This window comes from Burkholderia pyrrocinia, assembly GCF_022809715.1.
Taxonomy (GTDB): Bacteria; Pseudomonadota; Gammaproteobacteria; order Burkholderiales; family Burkholderiaceae; genus Burkholderia; species Burkholderia pyrrocinia_C.
Genome location: NZ_CP094460.1, coordinates 424964 through 440895, shown reverse-complemented (window position 1 = coordinate 440895; position 15932 = coordinate 424964). Strand labels below are relative to the sequence as shown.

The 15932-nt window shown below is 67.8% G+C and carries 14 protein-coding genes; 7 read left to right on the top strand and 7 right to left on the bottom strand.

Going from position 1 to position 15932, the window contains the following annotated elements:
- Positions 1-216: 216 nt before the first annotated feature.
- The gene (locus MRS60_RS18830) at positions 217-507 is read left to right on the top strand and encodes an H-NS family nucleoid-associated regulatory protein (RefSeq protein ID WP_243566387.1); all 291 of its coding nucleotides are present in this window, start codon (positions 217-219) and stop codon (positions 505-507) included.
- Between the two features lie 55 nt (positions 508-562).
- Here the strand turns inward: MRS60_RS18830 and ppk2 are convergent, their stop codons facing one another.
- The 3 genes from ppk2 to ggt are packed head-to-tail and all read right to left on the bottom strand — an operon-like array spanning position 563 to position 3803.
- Positions 563-1513, bottom strand: a complete 951-nt coding sequence (gene ppk2, locus MRS60_RS18825; RefSeq protein WP_034179734.1) for a polyphosphate kinase 2 — start codon at positions 1511-1513, stop codon at positions 563-565.
- A gap of 57 nt (positions 1514-1570) precedes the next feature.
- Entirely contained in the window at positions 1571-2050 is a 480-nt protein-coding gene (locus MRS60_RS18820; RefSeq protein WP_243566386.1) for a hypothetical protein, read from the bottom strand.
- A gap of 31 nt (positions 2051-2081) precedes the next feature.
- Positions 2082-3803, bottom strand: coding sequence for a gamma-glutamyltransferase (ggt, locus tag MRS60_RS18815; RefSeq protein WP_034179743.1), 1722 nt, complete (start codon positions 3801-3803; stop codon positions 2082-2084).
- A gap of 398 nt (positions 3804-4201) precedes the next feature.
- Between ggt and MRS60_RS18810 the strand changes: the two genes are divergently transcribed.
- The 3 genes from MRS60_RS18810 (at position 4202) to MRS60_RS18800 (ending at position 10816) form a co-directional block, all read left to right on the top strand.
- Complete coding sequence (locus MRS60_RS18810) at positions 4202-4726, top strand: metal-dependent hydrolase (protein ID WP_243566385.1); 525 nt, start codon at positions 4202-4204, stop codon at positions 4724-4726.
- A gap of 225 nt (positions 4727-4951) precedes the next feature.
- Positions 4952-9406 carry a DEAD/DEAH box helicase gene (locus MRS60_RS18805; protein WP_243566384.1) on the top strand — a complete coding sequence of 1485 codons (4455 nt, stop codon included), beginning with the start codon at positions 4952-4954 and terminating at the stop codon, positions 9404-9406.
- Positions 9407-9541: 135 nt separating this feature from the next.
- Positions 9542-10816, top strand: coding sequence for an APC family permease (locus MRS60_RS18800; protein ID WP_034179746.1), 1275 nt, complete (start codon positions 9542-9544; stop codon positions 10814-10816).
- 141 nt (positions 10817-10957) lie between these two features.
- Here MRS60_RS18800 and MRS60_RS18795 read toward each other — a convergent pair whose 3' ends face one another.
- The 4 genes from MRS60_RS18795 to MRS60_RS18780 all read right to left on the bottom strand — a co-directional run bounded on the left by MRS60_RS18795 (position 10958) and on the right by MRS60_RS18780 (position 13613).
- Positions 10958-11254, bottom strand: a complete 297-nt coding sequence (locus MRS60_RS18795; RefSeq protein WP_011355454.1) for an XRE family transcriptional regulator — start codon at positions 11252-11254, stop codon at positions 10958-10960.
- A gap of 71 nt (positions 11255-11325) precedes the next feature.
- Positions 11326-11685: a type II toxin-antitoxin system RelE/ParE family toxin gene (locus tag MRS60_RS18790; protein WP_105391246.1), complete on the bottom strand. Its 360-nt coding sequence runs from the start codon at positions 11683-11685 to the stop codon at positions 11326-11328.
- Between the two features lie 126 nt (positions 11686-11811).
- On the bottom strand, positions 11812-12798 hold the full coding sequence (gene pcaQ / locus MRS60_RS18785; protein WP_034179748.1) for a pca operon transcription factor PcaQ: 987 nt from the start codon (positions 12796-12798) through the stop codon (positions 11812-11814).
- A gap of 77 nt (positions 12799-12875) precedes the next feature.
- The gene (locus MRS60_RS18780; protein ID WP_243566383.1) at positions 12876-13613 is read right to left on the bottom strand and encodes a helix-turn-helix domain-containing protein; all 738 of its coding nucleotides are present in this window, start codon (positions 13611-13613) and stop codon (positions 12876-12878) included.
- A gap of 120 nt (positions 13614-13733) precedes the next feature.
- On the opposite strand from MRS60_RS18780, the gene MRS60_RS18775 reads away from it, so the two are divergent.
- The 3 genes from MRS60_RS18775 to pcaG all read left to right on the top strand — a co-directional run bounded on the left by MRS60_RS18775 (position 13734) and on the right by pcaG (position 15880).
- Complete coding sequence (locus tag MRS60_RS18775; RefSeq protein WP_217586789.1) at positions 13734-14297, top strand: YiiX/YebB-like N1pC/P60 family cysteine hydrolase; 564 nt, start codon at positions 13734-13736, stop codon at positions 14295-14297.
- A 278-nt stretch (positions 14298-14575) separates the two neighbouring features.
- Complete coding sequence (pcaH, locus tag MRS60_RS18770; protein ID WP_034179751.1) at positions 14576-15283, top strand: protocatechuate 3,4-dioxygenase subunit beta; 708 nt, start codon at positions 14576-14578, stop codon at positions 15281-15283.
- 3 nt (positions 15284-15286) lie between these two features.
- A complete protein-coding gene (gene pcaG, locus MRS60_RS18765; RefSeq protein ID WP_243566382.1) occupies positions 15287-15880 on the top strand; it encodes a protocatechuate 3,4-dioxygenase subunit alpha in 594 nt (197 codons plus the stop codon).
- The last annotated feature ends 52 nt before the right edge of the window (positions 15881-15932 follow it).

The following is a 15932-nucleotide window of genomic DNA, read 5'->3' as shown; positions in this document are numbered from 1 at the left end:
AGCCGAAAATTCAGATACGTCCGATAGAAAAACAGCGCGCCGAATCTTAATCTCACCGGGTTCCCGGCGACACGCTCCGCAAATGCCTTGTCGGCAGGTCGGAGCACGCAGCATGAGATGCGCCTCCGGCCAACGCAGTACGCCATGGCCGGGCGTGCTGCCATGCAGCTCACCACGCGTCGCCAATAATCAAATCAGCCACGGGATAACGGACGCATGCAGCAAATCCAAAAACTGCAAGCCCAGCTTGCAGAACTCGATCAGCGCATCAAGGCGGCACGGTGCCGCGAACGCAATGTGGTGCTGGAGCAGGTGCGCAAACTCGTCACGAGCTACGCGCTGACCGCACGTGAAATCTTCGGTCACGGTTACAGCGACCGCGCGAAGCTGTTCACCGTCGGCGTGAAGTATCGCGACCCCGTGTCGGGCGCAACGTGGAGCGGGCGCGGCCGCGCACCCGCATGGATTGCCGGGCGCGACCGGGCCGCCTTCCTGATCCGGGAGTAACGCGCGCCGCCTTGCGCGGCTCGCCCCTCGGCGCCGCCCCAACCCGCCCGGCCGCTCAGTAAATATCCGGCACGATCATGTTGTCCGGCACCGGCCGGCGGATGTAATCCTCGTGATGCTCGCGCTGCGGCAGATCGATCGTCGGGCGCGGCACGTCGTGATACGGCACCTGGCCCAGCAGGTGGTGGATGCAGTTCAGCCGCGCGCGCTTCTTGTCGACCGCCTGCACGACCCACCACGGCGCCTCGGGAATATGCGTGCGCTGCAGCATCTCTTCCTTCGCGGCCGTATAGGCCTCCCAGCGGCGGCGGCTTTCGAGGTCCATCGGGCTCAGCTTCCACTGCTTCAGCGGATCCTGGATCCGGGCCTGGAAGCGCACCTCCTGCTCGTGATCCGTGATCGAGAACCAGTACTTGACGATCTGGATCCCGCTGCGCACGAGCATCTTCTCGAACTCGGGCACCGAACGGAAAAACTCCTCGTACTCGTCGTCGGTACAGAAATTCATCACGCGCTCGACGCCCGCCCGGTTGTACCAGCTTCGGTCGAACAGCACGATCTCGCCGCCGGCCGGCAGATGCGCGACATAGCGCTGGAAGTACCATTGCGTGCGCTCGCGGTTGTTCGGCGCGGGCAACGCGGCGACCCGGCAGACGCGCGGGTTCAGCCGCTGCGTGATGCGCTTGATCACGCCGCCCTTGCCCGCCGCATCGCGCCCTTCGAAAATGACGATGAGCCGGTGCCCGGTGGTCATGACCCAGTCCTGCAGCTTCACGAGTTCGCCCTGCAGCCGGAACAGCTCGCGGAAATACTCCTTGCGCGCCTCGCGACGCTCCAGCGAGAACAGCAGGTCCTCGCCGTTGTCGAAGCGGCGGTCGTCGAGTTCCATCTCGAGCTCTTCGTCGTAAGCATCGACGAGGTCTTCCTCGAAGCGGCGCTGACGCGTCTCCATCGATTCCATATCGGTGAGGTTGTCGGTCTCGGTGCGGGTATCGTTATCGCCCATGGGGCCTCCTTCCATCATTGACGCAGCCTAACTCGGCCATTATCTCAGTGTCGCGCGTCAATTTGATGAAAACCGCCTGGCTAGCACCGGGTTCGTCGAAATGTCGAGCGTATTCGATGCGAGCGTCCGGTTCGGCTGGCTGATGTCGAACGTAATCTTCGTACGCATCGGGATGGAGGTAACCATCCCGGTGATACAGAACCGGCGCGTGATCTGGTAGCTCGCGCCGACGGCGAACACCGGCGCACGCATTCTCTTGATATTTGCCGATACGTTCGGTCTACCCCGACAGCATTCGATTAAGCATGGTTGGCACGAGACATCACCGCCCACGGCTTTGTATCGATGTTCACTGAAACTGACGCCCCCATGAAGCCCGCCGTCATGGCTAGACGCTGCGCTCGTCAACATGAACGGCCGACACTGAATCTGGCACGTGGCATTCTGCTTGCCGAGATGGATGAGCACGCACGCGACGCCGAACAAGCCGCGCACAAAAAAACGCCGGGCATCGGCCCGGCGTTCGTCGATGCACAAGCGGCCGCCATTCGCGACCGCACGCGCCCAGTCAGTGAATCACCCGCGTCACCCCGCGCCCGCGCGGGTCGGCCATCGCCTCCGGCGTCTTGCCGTCGATCTTGATCACCTGGATGTCGCCGCTGAAGTCCTGCCCCTTCAGCGTGTAGCCGCGCGCCTCGATCTGCTTCGCGAGTTCGCCTTCGATCGGGTGGTACGGCTCCCAGAAGATCGTGTTCGGCGGCAGCAGCTGGTGATGGAAGCGCATCGCGCCGACGGCTTCCTTCAACGGCATCCTGAAGTCGTAGATGTTGTTGATCACCTGGAAGATCGACGTGAAGATACGCGAGCCGCCCGGCGTGCCGATCACGAGCGACACCTTGCCGTTCCTGGTCATGATCGTCGGCGACATCGACGACAGCGGGCGCTTCTTCGGTTCGATCGCGTTCGCGTCGCTGCCGACCACGCCGAACATGTTCGCGACGCCCGGCTTCGCGGAGAAGTCGTCCATCTCGTCGTTCAGCACGATGCCCGTGCCGTCGGCGATCACGCCCGAGCCGAAATAACCGTTGATCGTATACGTGTTCGACACCGCGTTGCCCCACTTGTCGACGACCGAGAAGTGCGTCGTTTCGGCCTTCTCCGGCATCGTGGTGCCAAGGCCCGGCTGCACGCTCTTCGTGTCCGACGGCTCCTTCGGATTGACCTCGCCCGCGCGCTTCGCGATGTACGCGTCGTCGGTCAGTTGCGCGATCGGCACCTTGTAGAAGTCCGGGTCGCCGAGATACTGCGCGCGATCGGCGAACACGCGCTTCTCGATTTCCGCGACGAGGTGGATGTACTGCGGCGAGTTGAGCTTCACGCCCTCGAAATCCTGCTTGCGGTCGGCCTTCATCTTCAGCAGCTGCACGAGGCCGATGCCGCCCGAGCTCGGGGGCGGCGCGGTGATCACGTCATAGCCGTTCCACTTCGCCTGCACCGGCTGGCGCCACACCGCGCGGTATTGCGCGAGATCCTCGGTGGTGATCAGCCCGTTGCCGTCGCCGGTCTTCATCGAAGCCGCGATCAGCTCGGCCGTCTTGCCCTTGTAGAAACCTTCCGCGCCGTCGTTCGAGATTCGCGTCAGCACGTCGGCGAGATCGGGCTGCTTGAAGTTCACGCCGGCCTTCAACCCGGAGAAGTACTTGTCGAAGTTGGTCTTGCCGCCGAACTCCTTCGACGCGTCGACGCCGCGCTGCGCGAGCTGCTCGTCGACGACGAAGCCGTCGCGCGCATAGTGGATCGCCGGCGCGAGCACCTGCTTCCACTTCAGCTTGCCGAAGCGCTTCTGCGCTTCCCACATGCCCGCGACCGTGCCCGGCACGCCGACCGCGCGCGGGCCGTACAGGCTCATGCCCTTGACGACGTTGCCGTCCTTGTCGAGGTACATGTCCTTGGTCGCGGCGAGCGGCGCGCGCTCGCGGTAGTCGATGAAGTACGGCTTGCCGTCCTTGTAGATCGTCATGAAGCCGCCGCCGCCGATGTTGCCGGCTTCGGGATACGTGACGGCGAGCGTGAATGCGATCGCGACGGCCGCGTCGATCGCGTTGCCGCCTTCCTTGAAGATCCGCTCCGCGGCATCCGCGCTGTACTTGTCGGCCACCGCGACCGCCGAGCTCGTCAGGACCGCCGGTTGCGGACCTTTCGCATAGACGGGCGCGTTCGGCAGGAAACCGATGCCGGCCACCGTCGCGAGCACGACCGCGGATGATTTGAAGCGATTCAGCGTAGTCATTGCATGTCCCCCATGTGGATCTCCTTCAGGCAGGAAAAGCACCTGTCCGTTTATAGCCGCAGGCGCGCCGACGGCCATATGCCGGTTTCGTAGTATAGGGGGACAAAAAGGGTCGAACACGCGACGCGGCGCGAAAGCCCATCGATCGGGTGCGTCCGGTCACGCAGCAGCGCAGCAGCATGCATACGAACCGGTCGAAATTGCATGCGGTACGCGTCATCACGCAACGCACAAAACGGAAAGTTGCGAACTGCGCCGCATGCAACACATGCATACAAAAAAATCTGCGGACGAGCCGCCCGTTGCCCAGCCCGATCTGAGAAGATGGCGCCCCGCTTTCGCGCCGCATCGTTTTCTTTCGCTCACGCTCCGCTTCACGTTTCTTCGTCTCATTCCCTATGGCATCACACAATGCGCATCATGCGTCCGGCTTCGCGGCCGGCGTCGCCGCCGCCGTCCTCGTCGCACAGACCGGCGCAACAGGCCCGTGGCACGCAGGCATGCTCGCCGCGTTCGCATCGGGCGTCGCGGGCGGCACCGCGCCCGACTGGCTCGAAGTCGCATGGTGGACCCGCAAGCGGCGGCTGTGGATCACGCACCGCACCATCACGCACTGGGGCATCGGCTGGATCGCGCTGCTCGCGCTCGGGTGGCATGGGCTCACCCATCATCCGCATCCGCTGTGGGCCGCGCCGCTGTTCGGCTTCGCGTGCGGCGGCGTGATGCACCTGCTCGCCGACTGGCCGAACCCGCTCGGCGTGCCGTGGATCTGGCGGCGCCATTCGCTCAACCTGTGGAACAGCGGACATTGCGACCTGATCGTGGTGGCCGCCGCATGGGGCGGCACGCTGTGGCTCGCGCAATCGCTGTGGACACGCGCGCCGCTGCTCGAACACTGGCTCGGCTGGCTGCATCGCGTGTAGTCGCGTGTAGTAGTGTTGCTTCGGCGCGATATCGGCGTGCCGGCGCGCACGCAACTTTACGTCCATCGTTGAAAGTGCGATGCGGGCCCCCATCTCGATCTGAATCGTCGACACGCGTGCCCGAACGGCACGCGATGCCCGGCACGCACGCGCGACGTCTGGCACACTGACGATTCGATTCGCGCGCGATCCGTCCGCGCGCTCGCACCCCATTTCAACGCTCCGATGGACGTCACCGCTACCCGCCCTGCCGCCAGTGCGCTCGACGTGTTCCACCCGGCCGTCGCCGCGTGGTTCCGGCGCACGTTCGCCGCGCCGACCGGCGCGCAGGCGCTCGCGTGGCCGCACATCAAGGCCGGCCGCTCGACGCTCGTCGCCGCGCCGACCGGCTCCGGCAAGACGCTCACCGCGTTCCTGTGCGCGCTCGACGATCTGGTGCGCGATGCGCTGTCGCACGACGGCGCGCTTCCCGATGCGACGCTCGTCGTCTACGTGTCGCCGCTGAAGGCGCTGTCGAACGACATCCACGTGAACCTCGACGCACCGCTCGCCGGCATCGGCGAATCGCTCGCGCAACTCGGCCTGCCGGTGCCGGCGATCCGCACCGCCGTGCGCACCGGCGACACGACGCAGGCCGAGCGCGTCGCGCTGCGCAAGCGCGCGCCGCACATCCTCGTCACGACGCCCGAGTCGCTGTACGTACTGCTGTCGTCCACATCGGGGCGGCAGATGCTGTCGAACGTGCGCTCGGTCATCGTCGACGAAATCCACGCGCTCGCATCGTCCAAGCGCGGCAGCCATCTCGCGCTGTCGCTCGAACGTCTCGACGCGCTGGCCGGCCATGCGCTGCCGCGCATCGGGCTGTCGGCGACGCAAAAGCCGATCGACGCGGTCGCGCGCTTCCTGGTCGGCGGCCCGGCCGATGCGCCGCGCGACTGCACGATCGTCGACACGGGCCACACGCGCGAGCGCGACCTCGCGCTCGAACTGCCGAACGTGCCGCTCGAACCCGTGATGGCGACCGACGTGTGGGAACAGATATACGACCGGATCGCGGGGCTCGCGGCCGCGCATCGCACGACGCTGGTGTTCGTCAACACGCGGCGCACTGCCGAGCGCATGGCGCGCCATCTCGCCGACCGGCTCGGCAAGGAAGCGATCGCCGCGCATCACGGCAGTCTCGCGAAGGAGCACCGTTTCGATGCCGAGCAGCGCCTGAAGCGCGGCGAACTGAAGCTGCTCGTCGCCACCGCATCGCTCGAACTCGGCATCGACATCGGCGATGTCGATCTCGTCTGCCAGGTCGGCTCGCCGCGCGGCATCGCGCCGTTCCTGCAGCGCGTCGGCCGCTCGGGGCACCACGTCGGCGGCGTGCCGAAGGGCCGGCTGTTCCCGCTGTCGCGCGACGAACTCGTCGAATGCGCGGCGCTGCTCGATTGCGTGCAACGCGGCGAACTCGACACGTTGAGGATTCCCGAAGCGCCGCTCGACGTGCTCGCGCAGCAGATCGTCGCCGAAGTCGCGTGCACGGAATGGCAGGAGGACGCGCTGTATGCGAGCTTCACGCGCGCGGCGCCGTACGGGAGGCTGACGCGCGAGCGCTTCGACGAAGTGATGAAGATGCTCGCCGAAGGCTTCACGAGCCGCCGCGGCGTGCGCGGCGCGTACCTGCATCGCGACGTGGTCGGCGGTACGGTGCGCGGGCGCCGCAACGCGATGATGACCGCGACCACGTCGGGCGGCACGATCCCCGACATGGCCGACTATGCAGTGCTGCTCGAACCGCAGGGCATCCAGGTCGGCACCGTCAACGAGGATTTCGCGATCGAGAGCCTGGCCGGCGACGTGTTCCAGCTGGGCAACCAGTCGTACCGGATCATTCGCGTGGAGACGGGCCGCGTGCGCGTCGAGGACGCGCAGGGCCAGTCGCCGAACATTCCGTTCTGGCTCGGCGAGGCGCCGGGGCGCAGCGACGAGCTGTCGGCGGCGGTCGGCCGGCTGCGTGCACGGCTCGACGGGCTGTTCGCCGACGGCGACCGGCAAGCGGACATCGGCGGACGCAAGCGCGCAAGCAGTAACGCCGCGAGCAAGGCGGCAGCCAAAGCGGAAACCGCAACAGGCACCGCGATCGCCCCCGCCGAAAGCCGCCTCGCGCCGGCACTGCGCTGGCTCATCGACGATCTCCACCTGTCGCCCGACGCCGCGCACCAGATCGCCGACTACCTCGCCCGCACGCGCGCCGCGCTCGGCGCGCTGCCGACGCAGGACACGCTCGTGATGGAGCGTTTCTTCGACGAATCGGGCGGCACGCAGCTCGTGATCCATTCGCCGTTCGGCAGCCGCATCAACCGCGCGTGGGGGCTCGCGCTGCGCAAGCGCTTCTGCCGCAGTTTCAACTTCGAGCTGCAGGCCGCCGCGACCGACGACGCGATCATCCTGTCGCTGTCGCTCGCGCACAGCTTCGCGCTCGACGAGGTGTGGCGCTACCTGCGTTCGGCCAGCGCCGAGCACGTGCTGGTCCAGGCGCTGCTCGACGCGCCGATGTTCGGCGTGCGCTGGCGCTGGAACGCGACGACCGCGCTCGCGCTGCCGCGCTTCACGGGCGGCCGGCGCACCGCGCCGCAACTGCAGCGGATGAAGAGCGAGGATCTGCTCGCGACCGTGTTCCCGGATCAGGTCGCGTGCCTCGAGAACATCGTCGGCGAACGCGAGATACCGCATCACCCGCTCGTCGACCAGACGCTCGACGATTGCCTGCACGACGCGATGGACACCGACGGCTGGCTCGCGCTGCTGCGCCGGATCGAAAGCGGCGCGATCGAGCTCGTCGCGCGCGACCTGCCCGCGCCGTCGCCGCTCGCGGCCGAGATCCTGAACGCGAAACCCTACGCGTTCCTCGACGATGCGCCGCTCGAGGAACGCCGCACGCAGGCCGTGCAGTCGCGCCGCTGGAGCGATCCCGAATCGGCCGACGATCTCGGCGCGCTCGACGCCGACGCGATCGATGCGGTGCGCGACGAGGCATGGCCGCTCGTGCGCGACGCCGACGAAATGCACGATGCGCTGCTCACGCTCGCATGCGTCGCCGACAGCGAAGCACAGGCCCACGAAGGCTGGCCCGACCGGCTCGCGGAACTCGCGGAGCGCCGCCGCGCGACAAAACTCGTCGCGCCGGAGGGCGCCGCGCTGTGGGTGCCGGTCGAACGGCTCGTATGCCTGCGCGCGCTGCATCCCGACGCGCGCGTGGCGCCGGCGCTCAAGGTGCCGGCCGCCTGCGCGCAACCGTGGGAAGCCGATGCCGCACTCGTCGACGTGGTCCGCGCGCGGCTCACCGGCTTCGGGCCGCTTGCGCTCGACGCGATCGCGACACCGCTCGGCCTGCCGCCGGCGTCGATCGCGACGGCACTCGCGGCGCTGGAGCGCGAAGGCTATGTGATGCGCGGCCGGTTCACGCCGGGTGCGATGACGGACGAATGGTGCGAACGCCATCTGCTCGCGCGCATTCATCGCTATACGGTGAAGCGGCTGCGCCGCGAGATCGAACCGGTCGAGCGCGCCGACTTCATGCGCTTCCTGTTCCATTGGCAACACCTGACGCCGGACACGCGCGGCACGGGCCGCGACGCACTCGCGGCCGTGGTCGAACAACTCGAAGGCTACGAAGCCGCGGCAAGCGCGTGGGAAGACGCGCTGCTGCCCGCACGGCTCACCGACTACATGGCGGGCGGCCTCGACGAGCTGTGCCGCTCGGGCAAGCTCGTGTGGACCCGCATCGGCGCACCGGCGCGCACGGCCGGCACGCCTGTGAAGACGACGCCGATCGTGCTGCTGCCGCGCCGCCACCTCGCCGCATGGCAGGCACTGCGCGACCCCGACGCGCAACCGGCGCTGTCCGCGCGGGCCACGCAGGTACGCGACGCGCTCGCCGCGCACGGCGCGATGTTTTTCGATGCGCTGCTCGACGACCTGCACATGCTGCCCGTCGAACTCGAACAGGCACTCGGCGAGCTCGTGTCGGCCGGCCTCGTGAATGCGGACAGCTACGCGGGCCTGCGTGCGCTGCTGAAGCCGGCCGTCAAGCGCAGCGCGACCTATGCGCCGCGCACGCGGCGCGGCGGCGCGCTGATCGGCGGGATGGACGATGCGGGCCGCTGGGCGCTCGTGCAGCGTCACGCGCCGCCGGACGATGCGCCGACGCCGAAACGCGGCCCGGCCGCGACCGATCCCGACGCGCTCGAACACATCGCGTGGACGCTGCTGCGCCGCTACGGCGTCGTGTTCTGGCGGCTGCTCGAACGCGAGGCCGACTGGCTGCCGAGCTGGCGCGAACTCGCGCGCGTGCTGCAGCGCCTCGAAGCGCGCGGCGAGATTCGCGGTGGACGTTTCGTCGCCGGGCTCGCGGGCGAGCAGTTCGCGCTGCCCGAGGCGATTCCGATCCTGCGCGAACTGCGGCGGCAACCCGGCGACGGGCAGTACATATGCGTGACGGGCGCCGACCCGTTGAATCTCGCCGGCACGCTGCTGCCCGGCGACAAGGTGCCGGCGCTGGCCGGCAATCGCGTGCTGTTCCGCGACGGCGTGCCCGTCGCATCGCTCGTGTCGGGTTCATTCCACTACGCGCCCGAACTGTCGCCCGCCGCGCGCGAGGATGCGCGCCTGCGGCTCGCGCGCCACTGCTGACATCGGCTGACAGACGGCGCAGCGCAGACTACTGATCGCCGGGCCGCGCTGCCGCCATCGTTCGGGTAGCATCGTGCGATTGACCGCGCGGGCTCCCGCGCCCACACACAACAAGACTTCCGGAGACTGCCGCTCATGCCTGCGCATGCCGACTCGCCCGCCGCTCATCACGCGGGCTCGCTGACCATTTTCCAGGGTGCCGCACTGTATATCGGCGCGGTGCTCGGCACCGGCGTGATCGCGTTGCCTGCGCTGGCCGCCGAGGTCGCCGGCCCGGCGTCGCTGCTCGCGTGGGCTGCGCTCGTCGTGCTGTCCGGGCCGCTCGCGGCCACCTTCGCCGCACTCGGCGCACGCTATCCCGACGCGGGCGGCGTGTCGACCTACGCACGGCGCGCATTCGGGCCGAAGGCGGCGGCGATCGTCGGCTGGTGCTTCTACTTTGCGGTGCCGGCCGGCGCGCCGGCCGCCGCGATGTTCGGCGGCGCGTACGTCGCGGCCGTCACGGGCGGCGGGCACACGACGGTCATCGTCACGGCTGCCGCACTGATCGCCACCGTGTCGGCCGCGAATGCATTCGGCGTCACCGTATCAGGCCGCATGCAGCTCGTACTGTCGGCACTGCTCGTCGCGCTGCTGCTCGCCGCGGTGCTGGCGTCCGCGCCGCATGCGCGCACCTCGAACCTGCAGCCGTTCGCGCCGCACGGCTGGCTCGCGGTCGGCCAGGCTGCCGCGCTGCTCGTGTGGAGCTTCGCCGGCTGGGAAGCGATCACGCATCTCGCGGCCGAATTCCGCCGGCCCGCGCACGACATGCCGCGCTCGGCCGGCATCGCGGTCGTGGTCGTCGGGTTCCTGTATCTGTCGGTCGCCGCCGCGAGCGTGACGGTGCTCGGGCCGTCTGCAGGCGCATCGGGCGCACCGCTCGCCGAACTGATCGCGGGCGGCATCGGCGGCCACGCGCAGGTGCTCGCGGCCGCGGCCGCGCTGCTGCTCACGCTCGGCACGATGAACGCGTATTTCGCGGGCGCGGCCAAGCTCGGCGCGGCGCTCGGGCGCGACGGCGCATTGCCCGCGTGGCTCGCGCAAGGCAGCCAGGTCGGCGGCGTCCCGCGCCGCAGCCTCGGCGTGATCGCCGTGCTCGCGGCCGTCGCGCTGGCCGCGACGACGATCTCGGACGTCGGGCCGAAACCGCTCGTGCTCGTGACGTCCGGGTGTTTCGTGATGGTGTATGGGCTCGGTGCTGCCGCCGCGCTGAAGTTGCTGCCGCGCGGCGGCATCGCTTACCGCTGCGCGTGGATTTCGCTGGTTGCGGTTGCCGGGCTGTTCCTGACGACGGGCTGGTATCTGCTGTGCCCGCTGCTGCTCGCGGGCGGCGCGCTGCTTTATCTGCAGGTGACCGGGCCGCGCAAATGACCCGCCGAATGCGCCTGGGCCGACGCCTGCCCGCTCACGGCGACGCGCCGGTGACTCGCAGGCCGGATCACCGGCCAATTCGCTGCACGCATCACGCGGACGATCGCCGCAAACCGACCGCGCGCCGTTTCGTCACGCCGGTCAGGCCGGCACCAGCTCGAAGCTGAGCCGTTTGCCGAGTGCTGCGGCCGCGCTCGCGAGCGTCGCCAGCGTGAGGCTCGTGTCGGTTTCGTCGAGCAGCCGGTTGAGCGCGGCACGGCTGGTTTTCATCCGCGCGGCCATCGCGGTTTTCGTGATGTGCTGCGCCTTCATTTCCTGCCCGATCTGCCACGCGATCACGCGCTTGATCGCGGTGGCGGTGGCCGCTTCGAGATTGCCGTCCTCTTCGAGGAAGGTATCGAAATCGCTGCCGATATGCGGGTTGTTCGTGGTCGTCATGTCGTACTCCAGTGCATGGCGTTGCGGCTGCCCGACCGTCGGAGACGGTGCGTTCCGGCGCAACCGGGAATTCAAATGGCGTGCGTCAGCGCTGTCAGGCGCGCGACGGTGACGTCGAGATCGTCCGACGGCGTGGCCGGCGACTTCTTGATGAACCCGTGCAGCAGGACCATCGTGTCGCCGACAACCGTGAAGAGGACACGAGCGTTGCGCGTGGGCAGCACGATCCTGATCTCCCACAGATCCTTCGCCATCTTCCGAACCAGTGGCATGCCGAGCGGCCAGCCGAATTGAACGGTTTTGATCTCTTCGCCGATCGCCCTTCGCTCCGCGCGCTCAAGCGCCTTGAGCCATTCGCGTACCGGCTCGTTGCCGCATGCCGTGCTGAAGAACCGCACGCCGAGCGTGACCTGAATCTGCTGTCTCGCCATCGTCTTGTCACCGATCGTACCAAAAACGATACGATATGCCAAGCACCGCGAGGACGGCTACTGGCCGGATGGCCAATCCGGAAACGGAGAAAAAGACTGAGCCGGGCTGTCGCCCGGCACGAAGGATCAGCGATCGCCGCGCCCCGGCTTGCGCGCGGCGCGTGGCGTCCGGTGCGGGCGCTTGTCGCCGAACCGCGACCGCGCGATGTCGCGCACGGCATCGATCAGCGTCCGTGCGACCGGCGACGGCTGCGCATCGGTGCGCAGAATGAGCCCGACCGGCTCGTCGGTACCCGCGGACGGCAGCGGCAGGCGCGCCAGCGCACCGGCCGACAGATCGTATTCGGCCGCGTAGAGCGGCACGAACCAGACCGCGTCGTTCTCGAGCGCCAGCGCGCGCGCGACCGAGACCGACAGCACCTCGATGAACGAATCCAGCGGCGGCACGCCGCATGTGCCGAGCAGTTGCTCGGCCGACTGGCGGATCAGCGTGCCGTACGGCGGCAGCACGACCGGATAGCGCGCGAGCTCGGTGGCCGGCGCCGTGCTCGACAGCAGCGGGTGCCCTGCGCGCACGACCGCGACGAGCGGCTCGTTGTACAACTGCTCGAACGCGAGCCCGATCATCCGCTCCGGTTCCGACAGTCGCCCGATCGCGCATTCGATCGCACCGGACTTCAGGCGCTCGAGCAGATCGGCGTTCGCGGCCGTCGCGATCCGCACGACGATGCGCGGCCAGCGCTCCGCCAGCGCCTTCATCAACGCGGGCGCAAGCGATGCCGCGACAGTCGGCAGCATGCCGATTTCCAGCGTCGCGGCAGCGGCCCCGCCCTCGCGCGCGAGCAGCCCGACACCCTGCCGCAGCGCCAGCACGCACGCATTCGCGTGCGGCATGAACAACTGCGCTTCGCGGGTCGGCTGCGCGCCCTGCCGGCCGCGCTCGAACAGCTTCACGCCGAGGATCGCCTCCAGTTCGGCGATCGTCTTCGACACGGCCGGCTGCGTGATCGACAGGCTTTCGGCCGCCTTCTGCACGCCGCCCAGCTGCGCGACCGCGAGAAAGCACTGCAGGTGCCGAAACTTGACGCGGCCGTCGGCGATACGGTTATTCATAACGGGTGGTTATGCGAATGACGATGAAATGCCATTTTGCATAACTTTCCGGATAAGCCCAAGCATTCGGTGACACGTCACGCGGCACGCCGCAGCGCATGGAAACCGGTCGGCTCCCAGACCCGCTTCGCGATCAGCAAGCCCGTCCCGTGCTTCTGCCCGAGCGGCGCTGACGACGATTCCGCATGCAGCGCGGCCGCCTTGCTGCGCAGCCGGCGCAATTCCAGTTCGAGTTCCGCGGCGGCCGCCTCCGTCAGCATCCCTTGCGAGAACGTCATCGTCTCGCCCGCGCCGTCGAAACGGCTGTCGAGGAAATCGCCGAGCGCGTGCGCATGGAAATAACGACGGATCGGCCCGCCGGGCAGCCAGTCGAAATCGCGCGCGACGCGCACGCGAATCCGGTCGCCCGGCAGCAGCGCGACGACATTCATCCGGTCGAGCATCAACAGGTATTTCACGCACTCGGCCTTCGTCAATCGATAGGCCGACACGATGTCCTGCACGGTCCAGTAGTTGATCGCGCAGACGGCGACGAGCAGCAGCTTCTCGTCCGACACGAGCAGCGCCTCCTGCTGCTCGGTCAGCACGTGCAGCCTCGGCGCCGACGCCGATGCCTCCTGCACGAGCTCGGCCAGCGTATAGCCGAGCAACTGCGCGATCTCCGCGACGCGCTCCAGCGTAAAGCGGCCGCTCGCGAACAGCCGCTTCACGCTCGTCTCGGAAACGTCGAGCGCACGCGCCACGTCGCGGTAGGTCATTCCCTGCGCCTTCAACTGGCGCTTCAGCGTTTCGATGAGTTGGGCGGTTTCGGTCATTTTGGTATCGAAAAACGATGCTCAAGGTCGGATATTAGGCTACCTCCGCATGAAGATGAACACTTTTGGATACTTGTCTGCATAATCCGCTCCGTCCTGTCACTCAACGACGGAGCCGAAATGGCCACCCGAACCGAAACCGCCGCTTACGAACCGCAGCACACCGCACCGCGCGATGCACGCGACACGGATCGCACGATGCCGCTCGCCACCGTCCGCACGCTGGCCGCCGGCGCGCATGTCGGCGATCTCGTGTTCATCCGTGTGCCGGCCGGCTCGCCGCGCAACGCGGCAGGCACGACGGGCGCATGGGCCAATCGTTTCGGCATCGTCGTCGATACGTCGGGCGACGAACCCGTGATCGCCGAGCCCGCGTTTGCGTGGACGAAGCTCACGCCGCTGTCGCGCTTCGTCGCCCATGCCGACGGCGGACGCATCGCGCTGGCGCGCCGCGTCGCGGCACCGACCGCCGACGAGCAGCGCCGGTTGCATGCAATGGCCGAACAGCGGATCGACGCTTTGCTCGGCAACCGCTTCAACCTGCGGGTGCGGCGCGGGTTCTGCGCGCAGTACGTGAACGATGTGCTCGGCGCCGACCGGGCCGCGACACCGGCCGCACTGCTGCGCAGCGGCACGCTGTCGCTCGAATTCGACGGGATCGTGTTCGATCCCGGCCACAAATGACGACGGGCAGGCTCGGGGAGGCCGGATAACAACAAGAACAAAAGACAAAAAATAGCGACGGGCTGGCTGGAGGGCCGTGCACGGGGTCGTCACCGACGACGCAAAGCCCGATCGCTTTCATCCGCCGGACAGGCATCCTGTCCGGCGGATTTTTCATTGGCGCATCGCACATAACGAATGGTTATGCTTCTCGCGAAAAAAGGTCATTTTTCATAACTTCCTGGATTGGCTAAAGTCCTGCCATCGCACTTCGCGAAATACCTATCAGGAGACGCCCGATGGATTCCCCCACGATCCTCACGCCGCGCGACTGGCCGTCGCATCCGGCCTATGTCCACCCCGAATACCGCTCGTCGGTGAAGCGCGGCCCGACCCGCCCGCTGATCCCGCTGAAGGACAAGCTGCGCGACCAGTACGCGCCCGTCTACGGCGCTGAAGATCTCGGCGCACTCGACCACGACCTGACGAAGAATGCCGTGAAGAACGGCGAGCCGCTCGGCGAGCGCATGGTCGTCACGGGCCGCGTGCTCGACGAAGGCGGCAAGCCCGTGCGCAACACGCTCGTCGAGGTGTGGCAGGCAAACGCGGCCGGCCGCTACGTGCACAAGGTCGACCAGCACGACGCGCCGCTCGACCCGAACTTCCTCGGCGCGGGCCGCTGCCTGACCGACGACGAAGGCCGCTACCGCTTCCTGACGATCAAGCCCGGCGCGTATCCGTGGGGCAACCATCCGAACGCGTGGCGCCCGAATCACATCCACTTCTCGCTGTTCGGCGATTACTTCGGCTCGCGTCTCGTCACGCAGATGTACTTCCCCGGCGACCCGCTGCTCGCGTACGACCCGATCTTCCAGGGCACGCCCGAGGCCGCGCGCGATCGCCTGATCTCGCGCTTCTCGATGGACATCACCGAAGAAGGCTATGCGCTCGGCTACGAATTCGACATCGTGCTGCGCGGCCGCGACGCTACCCCGATGGAGCGCTGAACCATGACGACGCTGAAGCAAACCCCTTCGCAGACGGTCGGCCCGTACTTCGCGTACGGCCTGTGCCCGCAGCAATACGACTACGACCTGAAAAGCCTGTTCACGCCGACGATCGCCGCGTCGCACGCCGAAGGCGAGCACGTGCTGCTGGTCGGCCAGGTGTTCGACGGCGACGGCAACGTCGTCGGCGACGCGGTGCTCGAATTCACGCAGGTGGACGGCGCGGGCCGCTACCCGACGTCGCGCGGCGACATCGCGAAATCCGGCTTCACCGGTTTCGCGCGAGTCGGCACGGGCACCGATGCGCAGCACCGCTTCGTCGTCGAGACGGTGAAGCCGGGCCGCATCGCCGCCGACGAAGCGCCGCACGTCAACGTGACCGTGATGATGCGCGGGATCCTCTCCCATGCATTCACGCGCGTGTACTTCGACGACGAAGCCGCGGCGAACGCAGCCGACCCCGTGCTGAACGCAGTGCCGGCCGAGCGCCGTGCGACGCTCGTCGCGAAACGCGACGCGCAGCCGGGCCGCCCGATCGTCTACCGCTTCGACATCCGCATGCAGGGGCCCGACGAGACGGTGTTCTTCGACGTTTGACGCACGTGCCGGCACAGGCCGGTTCCGGATGCAGACGCACCGCCGCGTGGCG